Consider the following 23071-nt stretch of genomic DNA (forward strand, 5'->3'; position numbering starts at 1 on the left):
CCGCGAGAACCTCGGCGATGATTCCCTCATCAACCGTTCCGCTTGCTCCGACGTCGCCGCTCTTCCACTGCTTCTCGAGACGAAGGCGCTCTCCGAGCAGCTTCTTCTCTTCGTCGCGGAGGCTTGCCGCCTTCTCGAAGTCCTGGTCTTCGATGGCCGCTTCCTTCAGGCCACGAACACCGGAGATCTTGTCGTCGAACTCGCGCAGCTCGGGCGGGGCCGACAGGATCGACAGGCGCAGGCGTGCGCCGGCCTCGTCGATCAGGTCGATGGCCTTGTCCGGCAGGAACCGGTCGGCGACATAGCGGTCGGAGAGGTTCGCGGCGGCGACGAGCGCACCGTCCGTGATGCTCACCTTGTGGTGCGCCTCATAGCGGTCGCGCAGCCCCTTGAGGATGTTGATCGTGTGCGGCAGGGACGGCTCCGCGACCTGGATCGGCTGGAACCGGCGCTCGAGCGCGGCGTCCTTCTCGAAGTGCTTGCGGTACTCGTCGATGGTGGTGGCACCGATCGTCTGCAGCTCGCCGCGAGCGAGGAGCGGCTTGAGGATGGAGGCCGCATCGATCGCGCCCTCCGCGGCGCCCGCCCCGACGAGGGTGTGGATCTCGTCGATGAAGGTGATGATGTCGCCCCGGGTGCGGATCTCCTTGGTCACCTTCTTGAGGCGCTCCTCGAAGTCGCCGCGGTAGCGGCTGCCGGCGATGAGGGAGCCGAGGTCGAGCGTGTAGAGCTGCTTGTCCTTCAGCGTCTCCGGCACGTCGCCGCGGACGATCGCCTGGGCGAGGCCCTCCACGACCGCGGTCTTGCCGACGCCGGGCTCGCCGATCAGCACGGGGTTGTTCTTGGAGCGGCGCGACAGGATCTGCATCACGCGCTCGATCTCCTTCTCGCGCCCGATGACCGGGTCGAGCTTGCCGTCGCGGGCGGCCTGGGTGAGGTTGCGCCCGAACTGGTCCAGCACCTGCGACCCCTGCTGCTGGCCCTGCTGCTGCTCACCGCCCACGGCGATGGCCTCCTTGCCCTGGTATCCGCTGAGAAGCTGGATGACCTGCTGGCGCACGCGGTTGAGGTCGGCGCCGAGCTTGACGAGGACCTGGGCGGCGACGCCCTCGCCCTCGCGGATGAGGCCGAGCAGGATGTGCTCGGTCCCGATGTAGTTGTGGCCGAGCTGGAGTGCCTCGCGGAGGCTGAGCTCCAGCACCTTTTTGGCCCGCGGCGTGAACGGGATGTGTCCCGTCGGCTGCTGCTGGCCCTGGCCGATGATGTCCTGGACCTGCTCGCGCACGGCGTCGAGCGAGATGCCCAGCGATTCCAGCGCCTTGGCTGCTACACCCTCACCCTCGTGGATGAGCCCGAGCAGGATGTGCTCGGTCCCGATGTAGTTGTGGTTGAGCATCTTGGCCTCTTCTTGGGCCAGGACGACGACACGGCGGGCTCGATCGGTGAATCTCTCGAACATGGTCACTCTTCCCCGGAGCCGCGTGAGGGAGCGGCGCCGATACAGAAAGGGTAACGACGGGGCCGCGCGGAAACTGCGCTGTTCGCTCACGGCTATCCCTGCCTTCGGCGGGGCGTCGTCCGGCGCGGACTTCCAAGCGCCGCAACGGGGAGCAGGGCAGACTGGCCGCATGAGCGACGCTCGCTCGTGGGTGCTCCACGTCGACCTGGACCAGTTCGTCGCGGCCGTCGAAGTGCTGCGTCGGCCGGAGCTCGCCGGGAAGCCGGTCATCGTCGGCGGACGAGGCGACCCGATGGAGCGTGCGGTCGTCTCGACGGCCTCCTATGAGGCACGCGCGTTCGGTGTCGGGTCCGGGATGCCGCTGCGCATCGCGGCCCGGAAGGTGCCCGACGCGGTGATCCTCCCGGTGGACGCGGACGCCTACACCGCGGCGTCGGCGGAGGTCATGGAGACGCTGCGCGCCCAGCCCGACGCCACGGTGCAGGTGCTGGGCTGGGACGAGGCCTTCGTGGGCGTGCAGACCGAGGACCCGGAGGGGTACGCCCGGCGGGTGCAGAAGGCGGTGCTGGATCGGACCCGGCTGCACTGCAGTGTCGGCATCGGCGACACCCTCGTCCGTGCGAAGGTCGCAACGGGATTCGGGAAGCCTCGTGGCGTCTTCCGCCTCACCGCCGAGAACTGGGCGGCGGTGATGGGCGAGAGGCCCACGGTGGACCTGTGGGGGGTGGGCTCGAAGATCTCCCGCCGGCTCGCGGCGCACGGCATCACCACCGTCGCGCACCTGGCCCGCGCCGACCTCGAGCTGCTCACGACCGAGTTCGGGCCCCGGATGGGCCCGTGGTACGCCCAGCTCGGCCGGGGCGAGGGCACGGACGTGGTCGACGACACTCCGTGGCTCGCACGGGGCCACAGTCGTGAGACGACGTTCCAGCAGGACCTCACCGAGCGCGCGCAGGTCGAGGCGGCCGTCGGCGAGCTGGCGGCGCGCGTGCTGGAGGACGTCGCACGTGAGGGCCGTCCCGTCATCGGGATCACCCTCAAGGTCCGCTATGCCCCGTTCCTCACCAGGACGTTCGCGAGGAGGATCGCGGCGACCGCCGATCCAGAGGTCGTGCTCGCCCAGGCGCTGGACCTTGCCGACAGGTTCGAGAGCGGCCGGCCGATCCGGCTGCTGGGACTGCGCGCCGAGATGCCGATGCCGGAGGACGCCCGGGACGGGCACACCCCCACGCGCAGCGGCTGGTGACGGCGATCCCGGCTCGGGACGCGGTCAGACCGAGGGGGAACCGACCGCGAGGCGGGCGCGCTCCTCCTGCTCGATCCTGGCCTGGGCTGCTCGCTCGTGGCGGTCGGCGCGGATGATCGCCCACATGATGAACCAGAAGATGAGGCCGACCAGGATGGTCGGTGCGATCTCGAACAAGGCGCTGCCGAAGTTGTCCATGACTCCACCAGGATACGCCCGGCGTCCCGGAGCAGGAACGCGGCTAGTGGCCGCCGCCCGAGACGATGCCCACGATCCCGCTGATCAGGAGGTAGGCGCCGATCCCTCCGACGACCAGCCAGATGGCGATGCGGTTCATCGAGGGCGGCTTGCGCTTGTTCGGGTCCCGGAGCGCGTCATCGGGCAGGTAGTTCACGGTTGTCTCCTGGAGGTCACTTGACGAGCGGGAAGAGGATCGTCTCCCGGATGCCGAGTCCGGTGAGCGCCATGAGCAGGCGGTCGATGCCCATGCCCATGCCACCGGTGGGCGGCATGCCGTGCTCGAGCGCCTGCAGGAAGTCCTCGTCCACGCGCATCGCCTCGGGATCGCCGCCCGCGGCGAGCACCGCCTGGGCCACGAACCGCTCCCGCTGGATGACCGGGTCCACGAGCTCCGAGTAGCCGGTGGCCAGCTCGAAGCCGCGCACGTAGAGATCCCATTTCTCCACGACACCCGCACGGAAGCGGTGATCCCGGACGAGGGGCGAGGTGTCCACCGGGAAGTCGCGCACGAAGGTGGGGGCGGTGAGGCCCGGCTTCACGTGGTGCTCCCAGAGCTCCTCGACCCACTTCCCGCGCAGGGGGTGGTCGAGCTCGATGCCGGCGTCGTCGGCCAGCTTCTCCAGGCGGGAGACCGGCGTCTCCGGGGTGATCTCGTCACCGACCGCGTCGCTGAGGGACTCGTACATCCCGATGCGCGCCCACTCACCACCCAGGTCGTACTCGGTGCCGTCCGCCCAGGTCACCACGTGCGAGCCTGCGACGGCGAGGGCGGCGTTCTGCACGAGCTCCTGGGTGAGGTCGGCGATGCCGTCGTAGTCGCTGTAGGCCTCGTACGCCTCGAGCATCGCGAACTCCGGCGAGTGCGTCGAGTCGGCGCCCTCGTTGCGGAAGTTGCGGTTGATCTCGAAGATGCGGTCCAGCCCGCCGACGACGGCACGCTTGAGGTAGAGCTCCGGCGCGATGCGGAGGAAGAGCTCCGTGTCGAACGCGTTGCTGCGAGTGACGAAGGGCCGGGCGGAAGCGCCGCCGTGCTGCACCTGCAGCATGGGGGTCTCCAGTTCGAGGAAGCCGTGCTCGTCGAAGGTCCGGCGGAGCGAGGACACGGTCGCCGCACGGGCTCGGACGGTCTGTCGTGCGCGGTCCCGGACGAGGAGGTCGAGGTAGCGACTGCGCACCCGCGTCTCCTCGCTCAGCTCGGCGTGCAGGTTGGGCAGGGGGCGCAGCGCCTTGGCGGCCATCCGCCACTCGTCGACGAGGATCGACAGCTCGCCGCGGCGGGAGGAGATGACCTCGCCGGCGACCTGGACGAGGTCACCGAGGTCGATCACGGCCTTCCAGCCCTCGAGGGACTCCTCGCCCAGCTCGGCGAGGCTCAGCATGGCCTGGATCCTGCTGCCGTCGCCGGCCTGCAGCGCGGCGAAGCAGAGCTTGCCGGTGATGCGTGAATGCACCACGCGACCCGCGACCGAGACCCGCACCCCGGTGCGCGCATCGGCCTCGAGCTCGCCGAACCGGGCGCGCACGTCGGGGATCGCGTCGGTGACGGGCACACCCACGGGGTAGGGCTCGGTTCCGGAGGCGAGCAGCTGCGCGCGCTTGTCGAGGCGCACGGCCTTCTGCTCGCTGACCTCGGCCTCGGTCGGCTCGGGGGTCTGGTCGGTCACGCGCTGCGTCTCCTCGTCCTGAAGCACCGCCGCCTGCGGATGCCGCGTCAACGCTACCGTTCCTCCTGGAGGCCGTCGGCCGGGTCAGCCGAGGTGGGCGAGGTCGTTGTCGATCAGGCGCACATCCCCGACGCGAGCGGCGATGAGGATGCGCACCTTCCCCCGGAAGCCGTCGTCCACCGGCTGGAAGGTGCCGGGCTCCACGACGGCGAGGTAGTCGAGCTGGATGAGGGGCTCGCCCATCAGCGCCGACTGGGCGGCCGCCACGCAGGCGTCGATTCCGCGATCGGCCGCGGACACGGCGGCCTCGAGGGCGGTGTGCACGGTGCGGGCGACGGAACGCTGCCGGGGATCGAACCGCGCGTTGCGGCTGGACAGGGCGAGTCCGTCCTCGTCGCGGACGGTGTCGACCACCTCGACGCGCACCGGGAAGTCGAGGTCGCGGACCATCCGCTGCACGAGGAACACCTGCTGCGCATCCTTCTGCCCGAACACGACCACGTCGGGGCCGACGATGTGCAGCAGCTTCGCGACGACGGTGAGGACGCCCTCGAAGTGCCCGCGCCGGCTCGCGCCCTCCAGCATCCCGGCTGCGGCGCCGCCGGTGATCCGGGTGGCGGAGGGGCCGTTGGGGTACATCTCGGACTCGGTGGGCGTGAACACGATGTCGGCTCCGACGTCCGCGAGCGCCGCCACGTCGCGCTCCAGCGAGCGCGGATACGACGACAGGTCCTCGTTCTGGCCGAACTGCAGCGGGTTCACGAAGATCGAGACGACCACGACATCGGCGATGTCGCGCGCCCGCTCGACGAGCGCCAGGTGGCCGGCGTGCAGCGCACCCATGGTGGGAACGAGAGCGATCCGGCGGTCGCCCTGACCGGCACGCGCGTTCCGCACCGCCGAGCGAACGGCGGCGATGGTCGGCGCCACGATGGGCTCGCTCACGAGTCCTCCTGCAGCTCGTCGAAGCCGTCGCGGGGGAGATCGGCGAGATCGATGCTATCCGGCTGGGCGCGGCTCAGGGCGTCCTCCACCGTCGAGCGGGCGAGCGGCCCCAGCACGCTGCCGGGCGACTCCACTCCGACGCCGGCGAGCAGCCGGGTGGCCTGCTCGATGACGGCGGTCGAGAACGTCGACACCGTCGAGATGGCCTCCGCGTAGGCGGGCCGGTCGGCCTCGGCGATGAGCACGGGCTCGCCGCCCATCTCCACCACCAGCGCCTGCCCGATGGGCTGCACCGGCGTGGGCGCCGTGACCGCGAACCACGCCTCGGCGAGGCGGGCCAGGTCGAGGCTGGTGCCGGTGAACGACATCGCCGGGTGGATGGCGAGGGGGATCACGCCGGCGGCCGTGGCCGGAGCGAGCACCGCGGTGCCGTACCGGGCCGCGGTGTGCACGACGAGCTGTCCCGCCTGCCACGCGCCGGTCGAGGCGAGTCCCTCCACGAGGGCGGCGAGCGCGTCCTCGGGCACCGCCAGCAGCACCAGCTCGCTGCGCTCGATGATCTCCGGGATGGTGAGGATCGGGACTCCCGGCAGCATCACCTCGGCGCGCTCCCGGCTGGCCGCGGAGATGGCGGAGATTCCGGTGAGCGCGTGACCTGCGCCCGCGAGCGCGGCGCCGAGCACCGGGCCGACCCGGCCGGCCCCGATCACCCCGACGCCGAGGCGGCCGGAGCGGCGGGCGCTCATGCCGGCACCTGATCGGGCGAGGCATTCCAGCGGTGCGTGGTGTCGGCGGCGCCCGAGGTGACCGCGGCGGCGGAGACGTCGGCGAACAGGGAGATCGCGAGGTCCGCGTCGACGACGTCGAGCCGGGTGCTGACCGGGCCCGACACGGTGTGGGCGTGCAGGGTGGCCAGTCCGAGCGCGCGGCGGACCGGTCCCTGGAGCAGGGCGACGCTCTGCAGCCGGGCCTGGGGGACGATGACGAGTGAGCGCCAGACGCGACCGCTCCGCAGCAGCAGCGCGGAGCCGGTGAGGGTGAAGCCGGTGCGCCGCCAGGAGAACGGGCGCAGCCAGCGGGCACGTTCCGGCGCGTTGATGAAGCCGTCGGCACCGCCGGTGCCCTCGAGCCCGGCGCGGAGCACCCCTTCGGCGTCGGGTCCGCTCAGTGTGGGCAGCACGAGGGCGAGCACCCGCTCCACGTCCGCACGGTTTCCGACCGGCAGCACGGTCGTGGCCGGGGTGCCGGCTCCGTTCTGATTGGCGGACCCGCTGGCGAGGTTCATGGTGATCTGCCACCAGCCGGCCGGACGCCAGAGCAGGGGCTGCTTGACCGACACCGCGTGGATGCGGCCCGGCGGGACGGTCTGGTTGCTCGTCGACAGCAGCCCGTAGCCGATCCGCACGCCGTTCGGCGTTCCCGCGATCGTGTAGCGCAGCGACCGGGTGAACCGGTTGAACACCAGGCTCCCCATGCCGAGCAGCGCGGGCAGGATTCCGAACAGCGCGTACCAGCTGTCGGACAGGACGATCCACGGGCCGCCGATGGCGAGCACCAGCACGAGGATCACGGTCGTCTCACTGAGGAGGATCGAGCCGATCAGGCGCAGCGGTGGGATGCGCACCACGGACCTGACCTCCGCATCGGCGGGATCCAGTTCGGGCGCGAGGAGCTCCCCGATCCGCTGGGCGACCACTCCCCCGGCCTGATCGGCGGACGCCGCGGGTGCCGTCTGCCGCTTGGCGCCGGAGGCCAGCGTGAGGACGTCCCGGCGGAGCCCGTCGGCCTGGGCGGAGCGCAGGTAGGCGAGGCGCACGCCGGCGTCCTGGCCGGCGACCGAGACCTCGAGCCGGGCGGCGCCGATCAGCCGCGGCAGCAGCGGGCGCACCAGGTTGACGCCCTGGATGCGGTCGAGCCGTGCCTGCCGCTGGGTGCGGAAGAGGATGCCGGAGCGCACCTCGACCACCTCGTCGGTCACGCGGAACTGGTGGAACCGCCAGGAGAGGTAGAAGCCGAGGATGCCGAGCCCCACGACCCCGATCGCGATCAGCAGCCCTGGCAGGAGGAGCCCCCGGCCGATCAGCACGTCCAGAGGGTCGTCCTCCTGCACGCCGACCGCGAACTCCACGAACCGGTCCCGGAAGTTCGCGATGAGTCCGCCGAGGATGGCGACGAGCGCGATTCCCCCGCGGAGCAGCGGAGTTGCCGGGTGCAGCCGGTGCCACTCTCCGTCCGCGAGCGGACCCCGTGAGTCCCCTGACGGGCTCACAGCCCCACCCGGCGGCTCTCCGCCAGCTGGACGAGCGAGTCGCGGAGCCGCTCCGCCTCCTCCTCGGGCAGCCCGGGGATCGTCACGCCGGTGGCAGCGGCCGCCGTCACGAACTTGAGCTCCGAGAGGTGCAGGGCTCGGGCGAGGGGGCCGCGATTGATGTCGATCAGCTGCATGCGGCCGTAGGGCACCGAGACGAAGCGCTGCAGGAGCAGGCCGCGACGGAACAGCAGGTCGTCGTCGCGCAGCTGATAGCCGTATGCGCGCACCCGGCGCGGCACGAAGAGCACCATCACCAGCGAGAGCAGGGACACCCCGGAGAGGACGGCGCCGAGCATCGGGATGTCGAGAAGGAAGGCGACCGCTGCGGCGAGGGCGGTGAGCAGCGTCATGACGATCCCGCCGACCATCTCCACCCCGACCTGCTTGGGGGACACGCGCCGCCATGGCCCGTCCGTCACTTCGATGCGCCGAGCCATGACGTCATTCTCCCTGCAGCACGAGCTTCCGGGACTCGTCCCCGTCGTCCTCGGGCGGAACGCGGCACCAGTGCTCGACGAGCAGTCCGCAGACGATGAGGATGATCGCTCCGCCGACGCTGAGCAGGGTGGTCGCGAGTGATGAGGCGGAGGGCAGGACCGGGCGGCTGGCGAGGTAGATCGCCACGCCCACGGCCGCCCCGCCGAGGAGCGACCCGGCGAGGGTGGAGGCCTTGGCGAGCAGGACCACCCGCATGGCGCGGAACGGGTCCACGCGGTGGCCGGAGGCGCCGTGCACGGCCTGCCGGATGGGCCAGCCGGCCGCCAGCACGAGAGCGCTGATGCCGACCAGCGCGACGGGGAGCGAGACGGGCGGAAGGAGGACCGCCGCACCCGCGGACACGAGCGCCACCTCGATCAGCCAGCCGAGTCCGCCGCCGACGAGCGCGAGCAGCGCAGGCAGCCCTGCGCCGGTGCGCTTCACGGCAGCTCCGCGAGGAGGTCGGCGACCCGGCCAGCTCCGGGCAGCACGGCGTCGGGATCGACCGCCAGCCAGGGCTCGAGCACGAACCGGCGGGAGGCGGCCTCCGGATGCGGCACCCGCAGATCCGGCTCGTCGATGCGCTCGCCCCCGTAGGCGATGAGGTCCAGGTCGAGCGTGCGGTCCCCCCAGCGCTCGGTGCGCTCCCGGCCGTGCGTCTGCTCGATGGCGAGGAGGACATCGAGCAGGTCTCGGGCGGGCAGGGCGGTGCCGGCCAGCACCACCTGGTTGAGGTAGGCCGGTTTGCCGGCGTCGACTCCGTGCGCCGTCAGCGCGGCCGTCTCGATCACCGGCGAGGCGCCGGTCACCTGGATGCCGGGCACGGCATCCAGCGCGGCGACCGCCGCAGCCAGGGTCGCCTCCCGGTCGCCGAGGTTGCTGCCCAGGGCGAGCACGACCGGCACGGGGTCGGGGAGCGGCGAACCGCTGCGGACGAGGGAGACGCTCACGTCGTCGAACGCTACCGGGATGGGCGCCTGCGGCTTGTGCACCTCGACGCGGACTCGCAGAACCCGCCGGTCTTCGAGCACTGCGGCGGCGATCCGCTCCGCCAGGGTCTCGATCAGGTCGACCGGCTCTCCCGCGACGATCTCGGCGATCCGCGTGGCGAGCTCGCCGTAGTGCACCGTGTCGGCGACGTCGTCGGACCGACCGGCGAGGGAGAGGTCGAGCCCGAGATCCAGGTCGATCACGAAGTCCTGGCCCTGCTCCCGCTCCTCGGGCAGCACACCGTGCCGGCCGCGGATGCGAAGGCCCCGCAGTCGGATCTCGTCGTCCCACTGCCCGGTCATGCGCCGCGCCGCCACGCGTCGACCACGTCGAGGGCGGTCCGGGTTCCTGCGACGTCGTGCACGCGGAGCGCCCAGACCCCGGCGAGCGCGGCCAAGGCGCTGACCACTGCGGTGGGCAGGTCCCGCGGATCGGCGCCGGACCCCTGAGCCTCGGCGATCCCCGGGAGCGCGGCGAGGAACCGCTTGCGGGACGCGCCGACGAGCAGCGGCGAGCCGAGGTCGTGCAGCTCGTCCAGGTGCGCGAGCAGCCGCCAATTGTGCTCGGCGTCCTTCGCGAAGCCCAGGCCGGGATCCAGCACGATCTGCTCGGGGGCGACGCCCTGGTCGATCAGCCGGGACCGGCGCTCGGCGAGCTCCGTGCGCACCTCGGCCACCACGTCGTCGTAGCGGGCGAGGGTGGTCATCACGCTGCTCGGTCCCCGCCAGTGCATGGCGACGAACGGCACGCCCGCCTCCGCCACGACCGCGGCCATGCCGGCGTCGGCGAGGCCCCCGGAGACGTCGTTGACGACGGCGGCCCCCGCCTCGACCGCTGCCCGGGCGGTATCCGCGTTCATGGTGTCGATGCTCACGGCGATGCCGCGCTCGGCGAGGGCGGCCACGACGGGCAGCACGCGCGCCTGCTCGACCTCGGCGGGCACGCGGTCGGCGCCGGGCCGCGTGGACTCACCGCCGACGTCGATGTAGTCGGCACCGCTCTCGGCGAGCCGGATCCCCTGGGCGATCGCGTCGCCCGCGGCCAGGAAGCGGCCGCCGTCGCTGAACGAGTCGGTCGTGACATTGAGCACGCCGAAGATGCGGGGCCGCTCAGGCATGAGCGTGTCCCGCGGTCAGCAGCGCGATGGCCTCGGCCCGGCGGGCGGGCATCTCCAGGGCGCCGCGCGCCGCGGCGGTGACGGCGCTCGCCCCCTGCGTGCGCGTGCCGCGCGCCCACAGGCAGGAGTGCGATGCGCGCACGACAACAGCGACGCCGTGCGCCTGCAGGCCGTCGAGGAGGGTGTCGGCCAGCTGGTCGGTGAGGCGCTCCTGCAACTGCAGCCGGGACGCGACGATGTCGACGGCGCGGGCGATCCGGCCGAGGCCGGCGAGCCGCTCGCCCGGGAGGTAGGCGACGCCGACGGTGCCGTCGAAGGGCAGCAGGTGGTGCTCGCACACCGAGCGGAAGGGGATGTCGACGAGGGACACGAGCTGATCGGTCCGCTGGTCGAGCTCGATCGCGCCCTCCCGGAGCACGGCCGCGGCGTCCTGGTCGGTGCCGGAGAGCATCTCGGCGAAGGCCTCGGCCACGCGCGCCGGGGTCTCGGCGAGCCCCGGACGGGCCGGGTCCTCACCGAGAGCGGAGAGCAGCTCGGCGACGGCGGCACGCGCGCGGGCCGCGTCGATCGCCGGCACTACGCGGTGGCAGGACGGGGCTTGATGCGCGGTACGCGTGCCCGCTTGGGTCCGCTGCTGGGCTCCGAGTCGACGCCACCGTCCACTGCGCCCGCGTCGATCGGGGCCTTGGGCCGGGGGATGGAGACGGCCGGCAGGTCCGACACGGGACGCTTCTCGCTGGAGAGCCACTGGGGGCGCTCGGGCAGCTTGCGGATGTCCTTGAAGATGTCCACCAGCTGGTTCTGGTCCAGGGTCTCCTGGTCGAGCAGCGCGAGCGCGAGCCGGTCGAGGACGTCGCGGTTCTCCACGAGCACCTGGTACGCCTCGTCGTGCGCCGCCTCGATGAGGGCGCGCACCTCCGCATCCACCTGCTGGGCGAGCTCCTCGGAGTAGTCGCGCCCGTGGCCCATGTCGCGGCCGAGGAACATCTCGCCCGACGCGGCGCCCAGCTTGACGGAGCCGATGGCGGCGCTCATGCCGAACTCGGTGACCATCTTGCGGGCGGTGCTGGTGGCCTTCTCGATGTCGTTCGACGCCCCGCTGGTGGGGTCGTGGAACACGATCTCCTCGGCGACGCGACCGCCCATCGCGTAGGCGAGCTGGTCCAGGAGCTCGTTCCGGGTGACCGAGTAGCGGTCCTCGATCGGCAGCACCATCGTGTAGCCGAGGGCGCGACCGCGCGGCAGGATCGTGATCTTGGTCACCGGGTCGGTGTGCCGCATCGCGGACGCCACGAGCGCGTGGCCGCCCTCGTGATAGGCCGTGATCAGCTTCTCCTGATCCTTCATCACCCGGCTGCGGCGCTGCGGGCCGGCGATGACCCGATCGACGGCCTCGTCGAGGGCGCGGTTGTCGATCAGCTGGGCGTTGGAGCGGGCGGTGAGGAGCGCCGCCTCGTTGAGGACGTTGGCAAGGTCGGCACCGGTGAAGCCGGGGGTCTTGCGGGCGAGGACCTCGAGGTCGACCCCCTGCGCCATGGGCTTGCCCTTGGCGTGCACCTCGAGGATGCGGCGGCGGCCGTTCAGGTCGGGAGCGTCGACGCCGATCTGGCGGTCGAAGCGGCCGGGGCGCAGCAGCGCGGGGTCGAGGATGTCGGGCCGGTTGGTGGCGGCGATCAGGATGACGTTCGTCTTCACGTCGAAGCCATCCATCTCGACCAGCAGCTGGTTGAGTGTCTGCTCGCGCTCGTCGTGGCCGCCGCCCATGCCGGCGCCGCGATGGCGGCCGACCGCGTCGATCTCGTCGACGAAGATGATGGCGGGCGCGTTGTTCTTGGCCTGCTCGAACAGGTCGCGAACGCGGCTCGCGCCGACGCCCACGAACATCTCCACGAAGTCGGAGCCGGAGATGGAGTAGAAGGGAACGCCCGCCTCACCGGCCACGGCGCGGGCGAGCAGCGTCTTGCCGGTTCCGGGAGGGCCGTAGAGCAGCACTCCCTTGGGGATGCGAGCGCCGACCGCGAGGAACTTGGCCGGCTCCTTGAGGAAGTCCTTGATCTCCTGGAGCTCCTCGATGGCCTCATCCGTGCCAGCCACATCCTTGAACGTGACCTTGGGGCTCTCCTTGGAGACGAGCTTGGCCCGGGACTTGCCGAACTGCATGACCCGGTTGCCGCCGCCCTGCATGCCGGAGAGCATCAGCCAGAAGAAGGCGCCGATGAGGATCAGCGGCAGCAGGAAGCTGAGGGCCGACCAGACCCAGTTGGGCTGCGGGACCTCGTCGTCGTAGCCGCTCGCGATGTCGGCTGCGTCGACCGCCTTGACGATGTCGGCACCGCGCGGGGTCACGTAGTAGAACTGCACCTGCTTGCCGAGATCGGCGTCAGCGGTGCGCAGCGTGATGTCCACCCGGTTCTCGCCGTCGACGATCTTGACCGTCTCGGCCTTGCCCGCCTGCAGCAGGTCGAGGCCCTGCTGAGTGGTCACCTGGCGGAAGCCCGAGCCGGTGAGCAGGCTGGAGCCGACCCACACGACGATGACCGCGATCACGATGTAGAGGATCGGGCCTCGGAAGATGCGCTTGAAGTCCATGGTGCGACTAGGGTACAGCCCGGTATCTGGGCTTCCTCCCCTTGTTTGCCGTGGGCGAAAATCGCGCGGCCTCCGCTAGTGGCCGCCCCCCCGGTAGACGTGGGGGGCGAGGACGCCGACGCCGCGCAGGTTGCGGTACCGCTCCGCGTAGTCGAGGCCGTAGCCGACGACGAACTCGTTGGGGATGTCGAAGCCCACGTAGCGGGGGTCGACCTGCATCTTGGCGGCCTCCGGCTTGCGCAGGAGAGCGCACACCTCGACCGATGCGGGACCCCGGGAGCGGAGGTTCTCGAGCAGCCAGGAGAGAGTGAGACCCGAGTCGATGATGTCCTCGACGATGAGGACGTGCCGGCCCGCCAGCTCGGTATCGAGGTCCTTGAGAATGCGGACCACGCCCGAGGACTTGGTGCTGCTGCCGTAGGAGCTCACTGCCATCCAGTCCATCTCGACGGGCAGGGTCAGCTCTCGGGCCAGGTCGGCCATCACCATGACTGCGCCCTTGAGCACCCCGACGAGGAGGAGATCCTCGCCCGCGTAGTCGCGCTCGATGTCGCGGCAGAGCTCGGTGATCCGCTCGCGGATCTGCTCCTCGCTGAGCAGCAGGTTGAGCAGATCGTTCTCGACGTCGGCGGGGCCCATGTCCTCTTCCTTCTCCCTCAGGCGGACGGGGCGGCGGCCGAGAACCGCAGCATGCCGTCGCGGCGCTCCACCCTAACCCCGGGCAGATCGACCGGTCCCTGACCGTGCCAGTCGGTGACCAGGCGGGCCACGGCGAGGGTCTGCGCCCTGCTGGGCGTGAGGCCGAACTCGCCCTCGACCGCGAGCCGGATCACCCGCTGGCGGAGCGCGGCGGGGTTGGACGCGAGCGCAGCGACGGGGAGCGCGATGCCCGCCTCGGCGTGCTCGGCGATCTCCTCCACCCACTCCTCCGCCATGGCGTCGAGGGCCGCCGCGTCCTCCCTCAGCTGCTCCGCGGTCCGCGCGAGTGCCTCGGCCACCCCCGGACCGAGCTCGCGCTCGAGCACCGGCAGCACCTGATTCCGGACTCGGACCCGGCGGAATCGGGGGTCGAGGTTCTGCGGGTCGTGCCACGGTGTGAGGCCCGAGTCCGTGCATGCTGCCGCCGTGGTGGCGCGAGGAACGTCGAGCAGGGGGCGCAGATAGGGAGCACTGTCCGCCCGCATCCCGCTCAACGAGTCCGGCCCGGACCCGCGGGCGAGCCCCAGCAGGACCGTCTCGGCCTGGTCGTCGCGGGTGTGCCCCAGCAGCACCCGCACCGCCCCGGTCTCGGCGACGGCGGCGTCGAGGGCGGCATAGCGCGCGGCGCGGGCCGCCGCCTCGGGACCGCCCTCCCCCGTCACGGATACGCGGCGCACGAGGACCGGATGCAGTCCCAGCTGCACCGCCTGCTCGGACGCGCGCCGGGCCACCTCCGCGGACCCGTCCTGGAGGCCGTGATCCACCACGACGGCGCCCACCCGCAAGCCGGCCCGCGGCGCCTCGAACGCCGCCGCGGCGGCGAGTGCGAGGGAGTCAGGACCCCCACTCAGCGCGACGAGGATCAGGCGGTCGTCGCCGGGTCCCAGAAGGGCGAGGGAGTCCCGGACCGCCCGGCGCAGGTCGGCGACGGCCGGCGTCAATCGGGGCCGGGAGGGCATCCACTAACGTTATTGCGTCGGCGGCTCCTCGCCCCGACGCATCCCGAACTTCGCCGAGGAGAGCCATGCCCCAGTACGACGTCGTCGTCGAGATCCCCAAGGGGAGCCGCAACAAGTACGAGGTCGATCACGAGACAGGCAGGGTCTGGCTCGACCGGGTGCTCTTCACGAGCTTCGTCTACCCGGTGGACTACGGCTACTTCGAGGGCACTCTGGGCGGCGACGGCGACCCGCTGGACGCCCTGGTGCTGCTCGAGCTGCCGGTCTTCCCCGGAGTGGGCGTCAAGGTGCGCCCGGTCGGCGTGCTCAAGATGAGCGACGAGGCGGGCACCGACGAGAAGATCCTCGTCGTCCCCTACAAGGATCCGCGCTGGAGCCACATCCAGGACCTCGAGGACGTGCCGGAGCAGATCCGCAACGAGATCGAGCACTTCTTCCGCCGCTACAAGGACCTCGAGCCCGGCAAGTTCGTCAACATCGACGGCTGGGAGGGCGCCGAGTCGGCGAACCAGCTGGTCGAGGAGGCCATCACCCGCCTCGCTGAGAGCGGCGGGCACGTCCCCGGCAACTGAACCGGGCCTCATCGCGCCGGCCGCCCTCGGGATGCGGGCAAGCGCGGGGAGCGCCGTCAGCCGGTGGGGCGGGCGACGTAGCCGACGCGCTCGTAGGAGCGTACGGGCACCTCGCGGACGGGCACGCCGTCGTACGGCGCCTCGATCATCATGCCGCCTCCCACATAGAGGGTGACGTGGTACATGTCGCCCCCACCGGAGGAGTAGAAGATGAGGTCGCCGGGCTGCCGATCGGCATACGGCACCAGGTTCCCACTGCTCCGGGCGTGGTCGTACTGGTTCGTGGCGGAGTGGGTGCCGATGTAGATCCCCACCGACGAGTAGGCCATCTGAGTGAGGCCGGAGCAGTCCCAGCGGTCGGGCCCGGCTCCGCCGAGCTGATACATCTCGCCCTTCTGGGCTCGGGCGTACGAGATCGCGCCGGCGACCTTGCCCGGGGACGGCGCGGGCGCCTGCGGCTCGGGCGTCGGGCCGGGCTTCGGGTCGGGCTTCGGAGTCTCCCCCTGGCCTCCGGACTGGCCGCCCGAGTCGTCACTCGGGGATCCACCGGAGGAGTCACCGGAGGAGGGAGCCTGCGGGGGCGCCTCGGACGGGGTGCCGGCGGCGGGCGGGGCGGGGGGCTCTTCGTCCTGCCGGTCCTGCTCCGCCTGCGCCGCGGCGGCCTTCTGGCGCCGGTACTCGGCCTCCGCCTCCACCGTCGTGTTCTTGAGGGCCGCGAGCTGCTCGAGCAGCCGGCCCTGGCGCTTCTGCTGTTCGGCGAGGGCGGCCAGCGACTGCTGCGCGGCAGAGGAGGCGCTCGTGAGGGCGCTCCTCGCCGACTCGGCGAGGCGCTTGCGCTCGTCCGCGGCCTGCTTCGCTTGCTCGGTGAGCGACTCTGCCAGGTTCTGATCGGCCGCGGCCACCGAATAGATCGCCTGGGACTGCTCCGAGAGCTTGCCCATGGCGCTCAACTGGTAGAGCAGCTGGTCGGAGTTGCCGTCGAGGGCCAGGCTGAGCCCGACCTCGCCCCCCGCAGTGCGCGCGAGGTGTGCGGCGAGCAGCCCTGCCCGCATCTTGGACACCCGGGCGCGCTCGCCCGCCTGCTCCGCGCTGGCGGCCAGCTCCGCCTCACGGACGCTCGCGACATCGAGGGCGTCCTTCGTCACTCGGTACTTCTCGTCGGCGATCTGCTGCTGCCGGCCCGCCGCGGCTGCACTCGCTTCGAGGCCGTCGAGCAGCGCGGACAGGGACTCGATCTCGGCCTGCTTGGCCGCCTCGTCGCCCTTGGCGTGCTCCACGTCGTCCGACGACGGATAGTCAGGGGTGGCGGTGGCGGTCCCCACGCCGAAGCCGGCGGAGAGCGCCCCGATGGCCACGGCGGAGAGCGCGACCCTGGGCCGCATTCCGCGCCGGTCGCGTCGGGAGAGCCGGTGCTCAGCCAAGAGCCGCGCCCCGGGCGCGCATGAACGGGACAGCGTCGATCGCGCTGCCTCCGGTTCGCACCTCGAAGTGCAGGTGGCAGCCGGTGCTGGCGCCGGTCGTGCCGACCGAGGCGATGTTCTCGCCGGCGTCGACGTCGTCGCCGACGCTCACGAAGATGCCGCCCGGCCGGATGTGGGCGTAGCCGGTGCTGATGCCGTCGCCGTGGTCGATCAGCACGAAGTTGCCGTAGGTGCCGTTCCAGCCCGCATAGATCACGGTGCCGCCGGTCGCGGCATAGATGGAGGAGCCGCAGCCGGACCCCAGGTCGGTGCCGCGGTGGAAGGAGTTGGCGCCCGCGGGCTGACCGGGCCGGTAGCCGTAGTTGTCGGTGATGTAGCCGTAGGCGGGAACCGTCCACCCCTGGGAGCTCAGCTCGCCGGAGTCGCCGGAGGTTGAGCTGCCCCCTGCTGCTTCGGCGGCAGCGGCGGCGGCCGCCGCGACCGCGGCGGCGGCCTGGCGGCGGCGCTCCTCGACCCCCGCCTCGTACTGCTCGGTGGTGGTGGCGGTGACGTCCTTGAGTGCCGCAAGCTGCTGCTCGAGCACCGCATTCTTGTCCTGCTGCTCGGCGAGCTGGGCTTCGGCGGCCTGGGTGGCGGCGACGGCTTCGGCCATCTTCTTCTCGGCCTCGACTCGGAGCTTCTCGCGCTCCTTGCGGGCGACTCCGGCCTGGTCACTCAGGGACTGGGCGGTGTTCTTGGCGGCGAGCGCGGCGGAGTAGACGCCGTCGTTGATCTGGGCGAGCTTGCTGGCCGAGCCGAGCCGGGCGAGCAGCTCGTCCGCTCCTCCCCCGCCCTCGAGGAACAGGTTGGCGCTGAGTTCGGCGCCCCCGCCCGACCGGTAGAGCTGTGCGGCGAGCAGGCCGGCCCGGGCGTTGGCCTCCTTGGCGGCGGCCTTGCTCTCATCGGCCTGGTCCTGGATGGTCCTGGCCTTGAAGTCGGCCGCGTCGAAGGCGTCCTGCGCGACCTGGTACTCGGCGCCGCGCTGCTCCGCGAGAGCCTGGGTCTCGGCTACCTTCCGCTCGGAGTCGGCGATCAGACCTTCGATGCGGGAGATCTCGGCCGTCTTGGCCTTCTCGTTCTTCTTCGCGTTCTGCACGTCGTCCCAGCTGGGATAGTCGACGGCCCACGCGGGCGAGGAGGTGAGGCTCACGATCGCCAGGATCGCCAGGAGCGCGGCGAGGAGCCGTCGACGGACGTGCGCTGCGTGCACGACGATCACCCCCCGGAGACCTAGCGAACCTTGTCGGATGGGTCGAAGGTAACTCCCCTTTCGCGGGCCACCCGCCCCGGCTCGCCGGATGGGGGCGCATCTGGGGCGCGCGCCGCTCCCGCTGTGCCGGATTTGCGACCTTCGGATCCTGCCCTATGCTGGTGTGCCGGTGAGTTCCTCGAGGGAATTGCGGCCCCATCGTTTAGTGGCCTAGGACGTCGCCCTTTCACGGCGATAACACGGGTTCGAATCCCGTTGGGGTCACGAAGCCCTACACTGGAACGCACCGAAAGTAAGGCCCTGTAGCGCAGCTGGTTAGCGTGCCGCCCTGTCACGGCGGAGGTCGCGGGTTCAAGTCCCGTCAGGGTCGCGAGATGCGGCGGAAGCCGCCTCGGCGGAAGGCGAGCGCCAGCTCGACTCCCTGTCGGCTCTGTAGCTCAGTTGGTAGAGCGCACGACTGAAAATCGTGAGGTCACGGGATCGACGCCCGTCGGAGCCACTGCCCCGGGCCCAGGCTTCTACTGGGTTCGGGGCTTCTTCGTGCCCGCACAGCGAGCCCGCCCTGACTTGCCCAGTTCTGCCGCAATTTGGCATCGAGTTGCGGCCGAAGTGGGCAGGTCACCGTTGTTCGGACGCGTGCCTGCTGCAGCGGCTCAGGCGGACTCTCCGATGGGGACCTGCCCATAGCGGGAAACCTCGTCGCGGTACTTCATGACCTCGGAGCGCATGCCGATGCCGCAGACGCCGACCATGTGGTCCCCGACGTAGTAGCCGTAGACGCAATCCTCCTCGGGCCGTCCTGCGAGCAGCTCCGCCCGGTCGGCCACTGCAGGGAGCCCGAAGGCGAGGAGGTGGATGTCGTACTGATCGCTCCAGAAGGACGGCACCGGGGCGAACCGTTCTGCGACCACGGCAGGGAGGCCCGGATCGTCCGCCAGCTGCATCGCGAGGACCCGGCTCGCTCGCTTGGCTGTCTCGGTGGGGATGTTCCAGTGTTCGATCGATGCCGGCGTATCCCCGTAGATGGCGTTGGGAAAGCGGGCCACATCCCCGACGGCGAACACGTCGGCCCAGGGGCTTCCGTCGGCTCTCAGCACGCGCATGGCCGAGTCCGTGCGCAGGCCCAGCTCCGCGTCCACATCGTTCCCGCGGAGCCATTCCGTGTTGTGCACGGAGCCGATCGCCTCGACGAGGACCTCGCACGGGAGCTCGGACCCGTCCGCCAACCGGACGCCCTCCACCGAGTGCTCGCCGAGGACGTCGGCCACGTGCGTCCCCATCCGGAAGGAGACGCCGCGCGTCTCGTGACGCCGCATCACCCCTTCCGCGAGAGCCGCCCCGAGCGGGCCCAGCATCGGAAGCTGCGCGGACCCCACGACGGTCACCTGGCAGCCGATCTGGCGCGCGCTCGCGGCCACTTCGCAGCCGATGAAGCCGGAGCCCGCGATCACCACGCGAGCACCCGGCACCAATGCGTCGCTCAGTGCTCCGGCGTCGTCGAGGGTGCGCAAGGCGAACGCACCGCTCAGACCCACAGTGCGCGGCGACAGCCGCTTGGGTCGGAGTCCGGTCGCCACCACGAGGGCCCGGTAGGCGACGTCCTCCCCGTCGGCGGTGCGGACGCGTCGCCCTTCGAGGTCCGCCGATTCGATCCGGATGCCGAGCCGCCAGAGGACATCGGCGGTCGCCGCGCGCTGGGGGAACGCGACCGCCGCGTGCGACACCGGCCCCGCGAGCGCGTCCTTCGACAGAGGAGGCCGGTTGTAGGGAGCATGCGGCTCGTCCCCGAAGACGGTGATGGGGCCGGCGTAGCCCGATCGTCGAAGTGCTTCAGCGGAGCGCAGTCCTCCGAGCGACGCCCCGACGATGACTACGGGCAGGCTCACTCGGCCGCCTAGCTCCGCAGGACCAGCGCGATGGCCTGCATCGGGCACACGTCTACCGCCGCCTCGACGTTGTCGAGCTCCGAGTCGTCCGCCTCCGGGGTGTACTCCATCTCGTCATTGGCATTCAGAGAGAACACGTTCGGCGCCTCGATGACGCACGACCCGAAGTTCTGACACTGCGTCCTGTCAACTTGGATCTTCACCATGGCTGAACCTCCGTCGAATAGACCGCCGCAACGATCGTGCCAGATTGTCCGACCCGGGTCGCACTCCTTGCGCCTGCTGCCCCAAAACGGCTGGGCCCGCGACCCTGAACCCGGGATGAGCAGTTCAGCCTGGGTTCAGCGCCGCCGCAGTACCGTCGCGACACCTCGACAAGAGAAAGGAACACAATGCAGAAGAAGAGATTGACACTCGGGCTCGCGGGTTGCATTCTGGCCGGCGGTCTCGCGGTCGCGGGCAGCGGAATCGCCAACGCTGCGGGGGCGGGCGACGCCGGCCCCGCGGAGCACGACACGGCCATCAGCGGTTCGGCGCTCGAGACGGCCAGCAAGGCGGCGCTCGCGGCCACCGGCCAAGGCCGGGTCACGGACAGCGAGGTCGGCGACGAGGAGAGCTACTACGAGGTAGAGGTGACTCTCGACGACGGCAGCGAGGTCGACGTTCAGTTGGACCAGGGGTTCCAGCTCGTCGAAATCAACTGACGCGGCGCCCGGGACCCTTGCCGCCTCGGCGGCCAGGGTCCTCCGCGTTTCCGGAGCAATACTGTGGCGCTGGAGGATGCGGTGAAGGTGCTCGTGATCGATGACGACGTGAAGCTCGTGGCGCTGGTGAAGCGGGGCCTCGAGGCGGAGGGGTTCACGGTCGATGTCGCCTATGACGGTGCCGACGGCCTCTGGCGGGCGTCGGAGTCGAGTCACGACGTGATCGTGCTCGACATCATGATTCCCGGCCGCAACGGATTCCTCGTCTGTTCGGAGCTGCGGGCCAACGGATCCTCGACACCCATCTTGATGCTCACCGCCAAGGACGGCGACCTCGATGAGGCCGAGGCGCTGGACACCGGCGCGGACGACTACCTCGTGAAGCCGTTCTCCTTCGCGGTTCTGGTGGCACGCCTGCGCGCTCTCGTGCGGCGGAGTGGAACGAGCACACGAGTCAGCCTCGCGATCGCCGACTTGCGTCTGGACGTGGCGACCCGCCGGACTTGGGTGGGCGTGCGTGAGGTCGGGCTGACGGCGCGCGAATTCGCGGTCCTCAGCTACCTCGTGCAGCGAGCGGAGGAGGTCCTGTCCAAGCGGGCCATCCTCGACGGGGTATGGGACGACGATTTCGAGGGCGACCCGAACATCGTCGAGGTGTACATCGCCCGGCTGCGGCGGAAGCTGGGGGCCAGCCGCAGCAGGGCGTCGATCGAGACCATCCGCGGCGCCGGGTACCGGATGAGGGCGGACTGAGGTGAGGTGGAGTGCTCGGGTCCGGATCACGGCAGTGGCCTCCGTGCTCGTCCTCATCGTGCTCGGCGTCACCGGCGCCACACTGGCGGCGACTCAGCGCGCCGTGCTCACGGACAGTGTCGACGAGGTGCTGCAGCGCAGAGCGGCGGACCTCGAGGCGAGTCTGGATGCCGGAGAGCTGGCTGACCCGATACCGGGGCAGGGCGACGAGGAGTCGTTCGCGGAGGTGGTGGCTGCGGACGGCGGGCTGATCGCCAGCACGGCGAATCGCAGCCCCGACGGCCCACCACCGCGTGCACCCTCGCCGAGTCGGGCGTTCGGCGAGATACGCAAGGGGGACCAGCACTACCGGGTGTTGACCGAAGTCCACCACGGTTTCCTGGTCCGGGCGGGCACCCCGCTCGACGACGTCGATGACAGTGCGCTCGCCCTGGTGCGCGGTCTCGGGTTCTCCATACCGGCGGCCACCGTCCTGTTGGCCCTCCTGGTGTGGCTGGTCCTCGGCCGGGTACTGCGCCCGGTCGAGTCGATTCGCAGTCAGGTCGCCGAGATCTCGGGCGGCAGCCTGGATCGTCGTGTGCCGGTACCGGGAGCCGATGACGAGATCGGCAGGCTGGCCCGGACGATGAACGAGATGCTGGACCGGCTGGAGCGCTCGGCCGAACTTCAGGAGCGCTTCGTCGCCGATGCCTCGCACGAGCTGCGGGCGCCACTCGCCCGCATCAGGACCGAAATCGATGTCAGCCTGGCGGAGGGGGTTCACCCCGACGCCCGCGCCGTCCTCCGAAGCGTCAGTGAGGACGTGGACTCACTTCAACAGCTCGTTGCGGATCTGCTTGCGCTCGCACGAAGCGACAGCCGCGTCCCCCTGACCCATCGCCTGGCGGTGGACCTCGACGACCTGGTTCTTCGGGAGGCGGAGCGGGCCCGAACTCGGAACGTCGCGAGCATCGACCTGTCCGCGGTGTCCGGTGCCCAGGTCCTGGGCGACCCGTCGCAGCTCTCCCGCGTCATCCGCAACCTCCTCGACAACGCGATCGCCTATGGCGGAGGAAGAATAGCCGTCTCGCTCGCCGAGCAGGACGGGAGTGCCGTCCTCGCGGTCTCGGACGACGGCCCTGGTGTGCCGCCCGGATTGCAGGAGCGCATGTTCGAACGCTTCACACGTGCCGACGAGGCCCGCACGCCCTCGGCAGGGGGAGCCGGCCTCGGCCTCTCCATCTCCCGACAGATCATCGAGGCCCATGGGGGCGTCATCTCGTTCGATCCGGGGCGGCGGCGAGGCGCACGGGTCGTCGCCCGACTCCCGGCCATTCGGGCCGGGCAGTCGTAGTGCTTCGGGCCCGGCAGACGACCCGAGCCCGAAGCGATCGCTGACCTGCCCAGTTCTGCCGCAACTCGACGGCGACTTGCGGCAGAAGTGGGCAGGTCACCGTGCAGGGGTTCGTCACCCTCGACGGTGAGGGGCTGATGGGCGAGCTGACCAGGCGGTACAACCGGGTCCCCGAGCAGGTCGGATCACGCACCCTCACCGGGGTAGCGCCGTTCGGGTGACTGCGGTGGCCGGGATCGTCAACGTCGTGTCCTAGGCGGGCGGGGGCGCGGAGCCTACCGTGGAGTCATCGCCACAGAAGCGAATCCGAACCAAGTGCGTTCTTACCGACGCCCTCGTTCCGGTCGATGTGGCTCGTCTCCCACCCTCGCCAGCGCGCGACAGTGACCGCCTTCCGCCGATTCGCGAGCAGCGAACGCGTCGCATCGCGGTGCCCGCCGGACTGGCACGCCTCGTG

The 23071-nt window shown here is 70.9% G+C and carries 24 protein-coding genes and 3 tRNA genes; 8 read left to right on the top strand and 19 right to left on the bottom strand.

Features of this window, described 5'->3' with window-relative positions; genetic code table 11:
• Positions 1-1459 (bottom strand): Clp protease N-terminal domain-containing protein (locus JWR33_RS09775; RefSeq protein ID WP_297411514.1); only part of this gene is annotated, 1459 nt, incomplete at its 3' end.
• A gap of 169 nt (positions 1460-1628) precedes the next feature.
• Between JWR33_RS09775 and JWR33_RS09780 the strand changes: the two genes are divergently transcribed.
• A complete protein-coding gene (locus tag JWR33_RS09780) occupies positions 1629-2705 on the top strand; it encodes a DNA polymerase IV (RefSeq protein WP_297411516.1) in 1077 nt (358 codons plus the stop codon).
• Positions 2706-2729: 24 nt separating this feature from the next.
• Here the strand turns inward: JWR33_RS09780 and JWR33_RS09785 are convergent, their stop codons facing one another.
• From JWR33_RS09785 to tilS, 14 genes are all read right to left on the bottom strand, one after another.
• Entirely contained in the window at positions 2730-2903 is a 174-nt protein-coding gene (locus tag JWR33_RS09785) for a hypothetical protein (protein WP_297411518.1), read from the bottom strand.
• A gap of 43 nt (positions 2904-2946) precedes the next feature.
• A complete protein-coding gene (locus JWR33_RS09790; RefSeq protein ID WP_297411519.1) occupies positions 2947-3099 on the bottom strand; it encodes a hypothetical protein in 153 nt (50 codons plus the stop codon).
• A 16-nt stretch (positions 3100-3115) separates the two neighbouring features.
• The gene (gene lysS / locus JWR33_RS09795; RefSeq protein ID WP_297411590.1) at positions 3116-4609 is read right to left on the bottom strand and encodes a lysine--tRNA ligase; all 1494 of its coding nucleotides are present in this window, start codon (positions 4607-4609) and stop codon (positions 3116-3118) included.
• 84 nt (positions 4610-4693) lie between these two features.
• Entirely contained in the window at positions 4694-5554 is an 861-nt protein-coding gene (gene panC, locus JWR33_RS09800) for a pantoate--beta-alanine ligase (RefSeq protein WP_297411521.1), read from the bottom strand.
• Positions 5551-6300 carry a Rossmann-like and DUF2520 domain-containing protein gene (locus tag JWR33_RS09805; RefSeq protein WP_297411523.1) on the bottom strand — a complete coding sequence of 250 codons (750 nt, stop codon included), beginning with the start codon at positions 6298-6300 and terminating at the stop codon, positions 5551-5553. Before JWR33_RS09805 ends, panC begins: the two co-directional genes overlap by 4 nt.
• Positions 6297-7823 (bottom strand): PH domain-containing protein, encoded by a 1527-nt coding sequence (locus tag JWR33_RS09810; RefSeq protein ID WP_297411525.1) that lies wholly within the window; start codon positions 7821-7823, stop codon positions 6297-6299. Before JWR33_RS09810 ends, JWR33_RS09805 begins: the two co-directional genes overlap by 4 nt.
• Positions 7820-8302, bottom strand: a complete 483-nt coding sequence (locus JWR33_RS09815) for a PH domain-containing protein (protein ID WP_297411527.1) — start codon at positions 8300-8302, stop codon at positions 7820-7822. Before JWR33_RS09815 ends, JWR33_RS09810 begins: the two co-directional genes overlap by 4 nt.
• 4 nt (positions 8303-8306) lie before the next feature.
• Positions 8307-8786, bottom strand: coding sequence for a DUF3180 domain-containing protein (locus JWR33_RS09820; RefSeq protein ID WP_297411528.1), 480 nt, complete (start codon positions 8784-8786; stop codon positions 8307-8309).
• Entirely contained in the window at positions 8783-9634 is an 852-nt protein-coding gene (gene folK / locus JWR33_RS09825) for a 2-amino-4-hydroxy-6-hydroxymethyldihydropteridine diphosphokinase (RefSeq protein ID WP_297411531.1), read from the bottom strand. Before folK ends, JWR33_RS09820 begins: the two co-directional genes overlap by 4 nt.
• Complete coding sequence (folP, locus tag JWR33_RS09830) at positions 9631-10449, bottom strand: dihydropteroate synthase (protein WP_297411532.1); 819 nt, start codon at positions 10447-10449, stop codon at positions 9631-9633. The genes folK and folP overlap by 4 nt, the downstream gene beginning before the upstream one ends.
• The gene (gene folE, locus JWR33_RS09835; RefSeq protein ID WP_297411534.1) at positions 10442-11026 is read right to left on the bottom strand and encodes a GTP cyclohydrolase I; all 585 of its coding nucleotides are present in this window, start codon (positions 11024-11026) and stop codon (positions 10442-10444) included. The genes folP and folE overlap by 8 nt, the downstream gene beginning before the upstream one ends.
• A complete protein-coding gene (gene ftsH / locus JWR33_RS09840; protein WP_297411536.1) occupies positions 11026-13038 on the bottom strand; it encodes an ATP-dependent zinc metalloprotease FtsH in 2013 nt (670 codons plus the stop codon). The genes folE and ftsH overlap by 1 nt, the downstream gene beginning before the upstream one ends.
• Positions 13039-13113: 75 nt before the next feature.
• Positions 13114-13677: a hypoxanthine phosphoribosyltransferase gene (gene hpt / locus JWR33_RS09845; protein WP_297411538.1), complete on the bottom strand. Its 564-nt coding sequence runs from the start codon at positions 13675-13677 to the stop codon at positions 13114-13116.
• Between the two features lie 17 nt (positions 13678-13694).
• Positions 13695-14696, bottom strand: coding sequence for a tRNA lysidine(34) synthetase TilS (tilS, locus tag JWR33_RS09850; protein ID WP_297411540.1), 1002 nt, complete (start codon positions 14694-14696; stop codon positions 13695-13697).
• 65 nt (positions 14697-14761) lie between these two features.
• Between tilS and JWR33_RS09855 the strand changes: the two genes are divergently transcribed.
• Positions 14762-15268: an inorganic diphosphatase gene (locus JWR33_RS09855; protein WP_297411542.1), complete on the top strand. Its 507-nt coding sequence runs from the start codon at positions 14762-14764 to the stop codon at positions 15266-15268.
• Positions 15269-15324: 56 nt separating this feature from the next.
• Here JWR33_RS09855 and JWR33_RS09860 read toward each other — a convergent pair whose 3' ends face one another.
• Positions 15325-16650 (bottom strand): NlpC/P60 family protein, encoded by a 1326-nt coding sequence (locus JWR33_RS09860; RefSeq protein ID WP_297411544.1) that lies wholly within the window; start codon positions 16648-16650, stop codon positions 15325-15327.
• A 31-nt stretch (positions 16651-16681) separates the two neighbouring features.
• Positions 16682-17947, bottom strand: coding sequence for a M23 family metallopeptidase (locus JWR33_RS09865; RefSeq protein WP_297411546.1), 1266 nt, complete (start codon positions 17945-17947; stop codon positions 16682-16684).
• A gap of 182 nt (positions 17948-18129) precedes the next feature.
• Between JWR33_RS09865 and JWR33_RS09870 the strand changes: the two genes are divergently transcribed.
• From JWR33_RS09870 to JWR33_RS09880, 3 genes are all read left to right on the top strand, one after another.
• Positions 18130-18202: transfer RNA gene (locus tag JWR33_RS09870), tRNA-Glu, on the top strand.
• A gap of 32 nt (positions 18203-18234) precedes the next feature.
• Positions 18235-18308: transfer RNA gene (locus JWR33_RS09875), tRNA-Asp, on the top strand.
• Positions 18309-18364: 56 nt separating this feature from the next.
• A tRNA-Phe gene (locus JWR33_RS09880) sits at positions 18365-18437 on the top strand.
• A 154-nt stretch (positions 18438-18591) separates the two neighbouring features.
• On the opposite strand, the gene JWR33_RS09885 is transcribed toward JWR33_RS09880, so the two are convergent.
• Positions 18592-19824, bottom strand: a complete 1233-nt coding sequence (locus JWR33_RS09885) for an FAD-dependent oxidoreductase (RefSeq protein WP_297411548.1) — start codon at positions 19822-19824, stop codon at positions 18592-18594.
• Between the two features lie 8 nt (positions 19825-19832).
• Positions 19833-20030, bottom strand: coding sequence for a ferredoxin (locus JWR33_RS09890; RefSeq protein WP_297411550.1), 198 nt, complete (start codon positions 20028-20030; stop codon positions 19833-19835).
• A 186-nt stretch (positions 20031-20216) separates the two neighbouring features.
• Here JWR33_RS09890 and JWR33_RS09895 point away from each other — a divergent pair, with 186 nt between their 5' ends.
• From JWR33_RS09895 to JWR33_RS09905, 3 genes are all read left to right on the top strand, one after another.
• A complete protein-coding gene (locus JWR33_RS09895) occupies positions 20217-20528 on the top strand; it encodes a hypothetical protein (protein ID WP_297411552.1) in 312 nt (103 codons plus the stop codon).
• An 81-nt stretch (positions 20529-20609) separates the two neighbouring features.
• Positions 20610-21281 (top strand): response regulator transcription factor, encoded by a 672-nt coding sequence (locus tag JWR33_RS09900; protein ID WP_297411591.1) that lies wholly within the window; start codon positions 20610-20612, stop codon positions 21279-21281.
• Between the two features lie 34 nt (positions 21282-21315).
• Entirely contained in the window at positions 21316-22614 is a 1299-nt protein-coding gene (locus tag JWR33_RS09905; protein WP_297411553.1) for a HAMP domain-containing sensor histidine kinase, read from the top strand.
• The last annotated feature ends 457 nt before the right edge of the window (positions 22615-23071 follow it).

Origin of the sequence: Naasia sp. (genome assembly GCF_025465545.1) — a bacterium.
GTDB lineage: Bacteria > Actinomycetota > Actinomycetes > Actinomycetales > Microbacteriaceae > Naasia.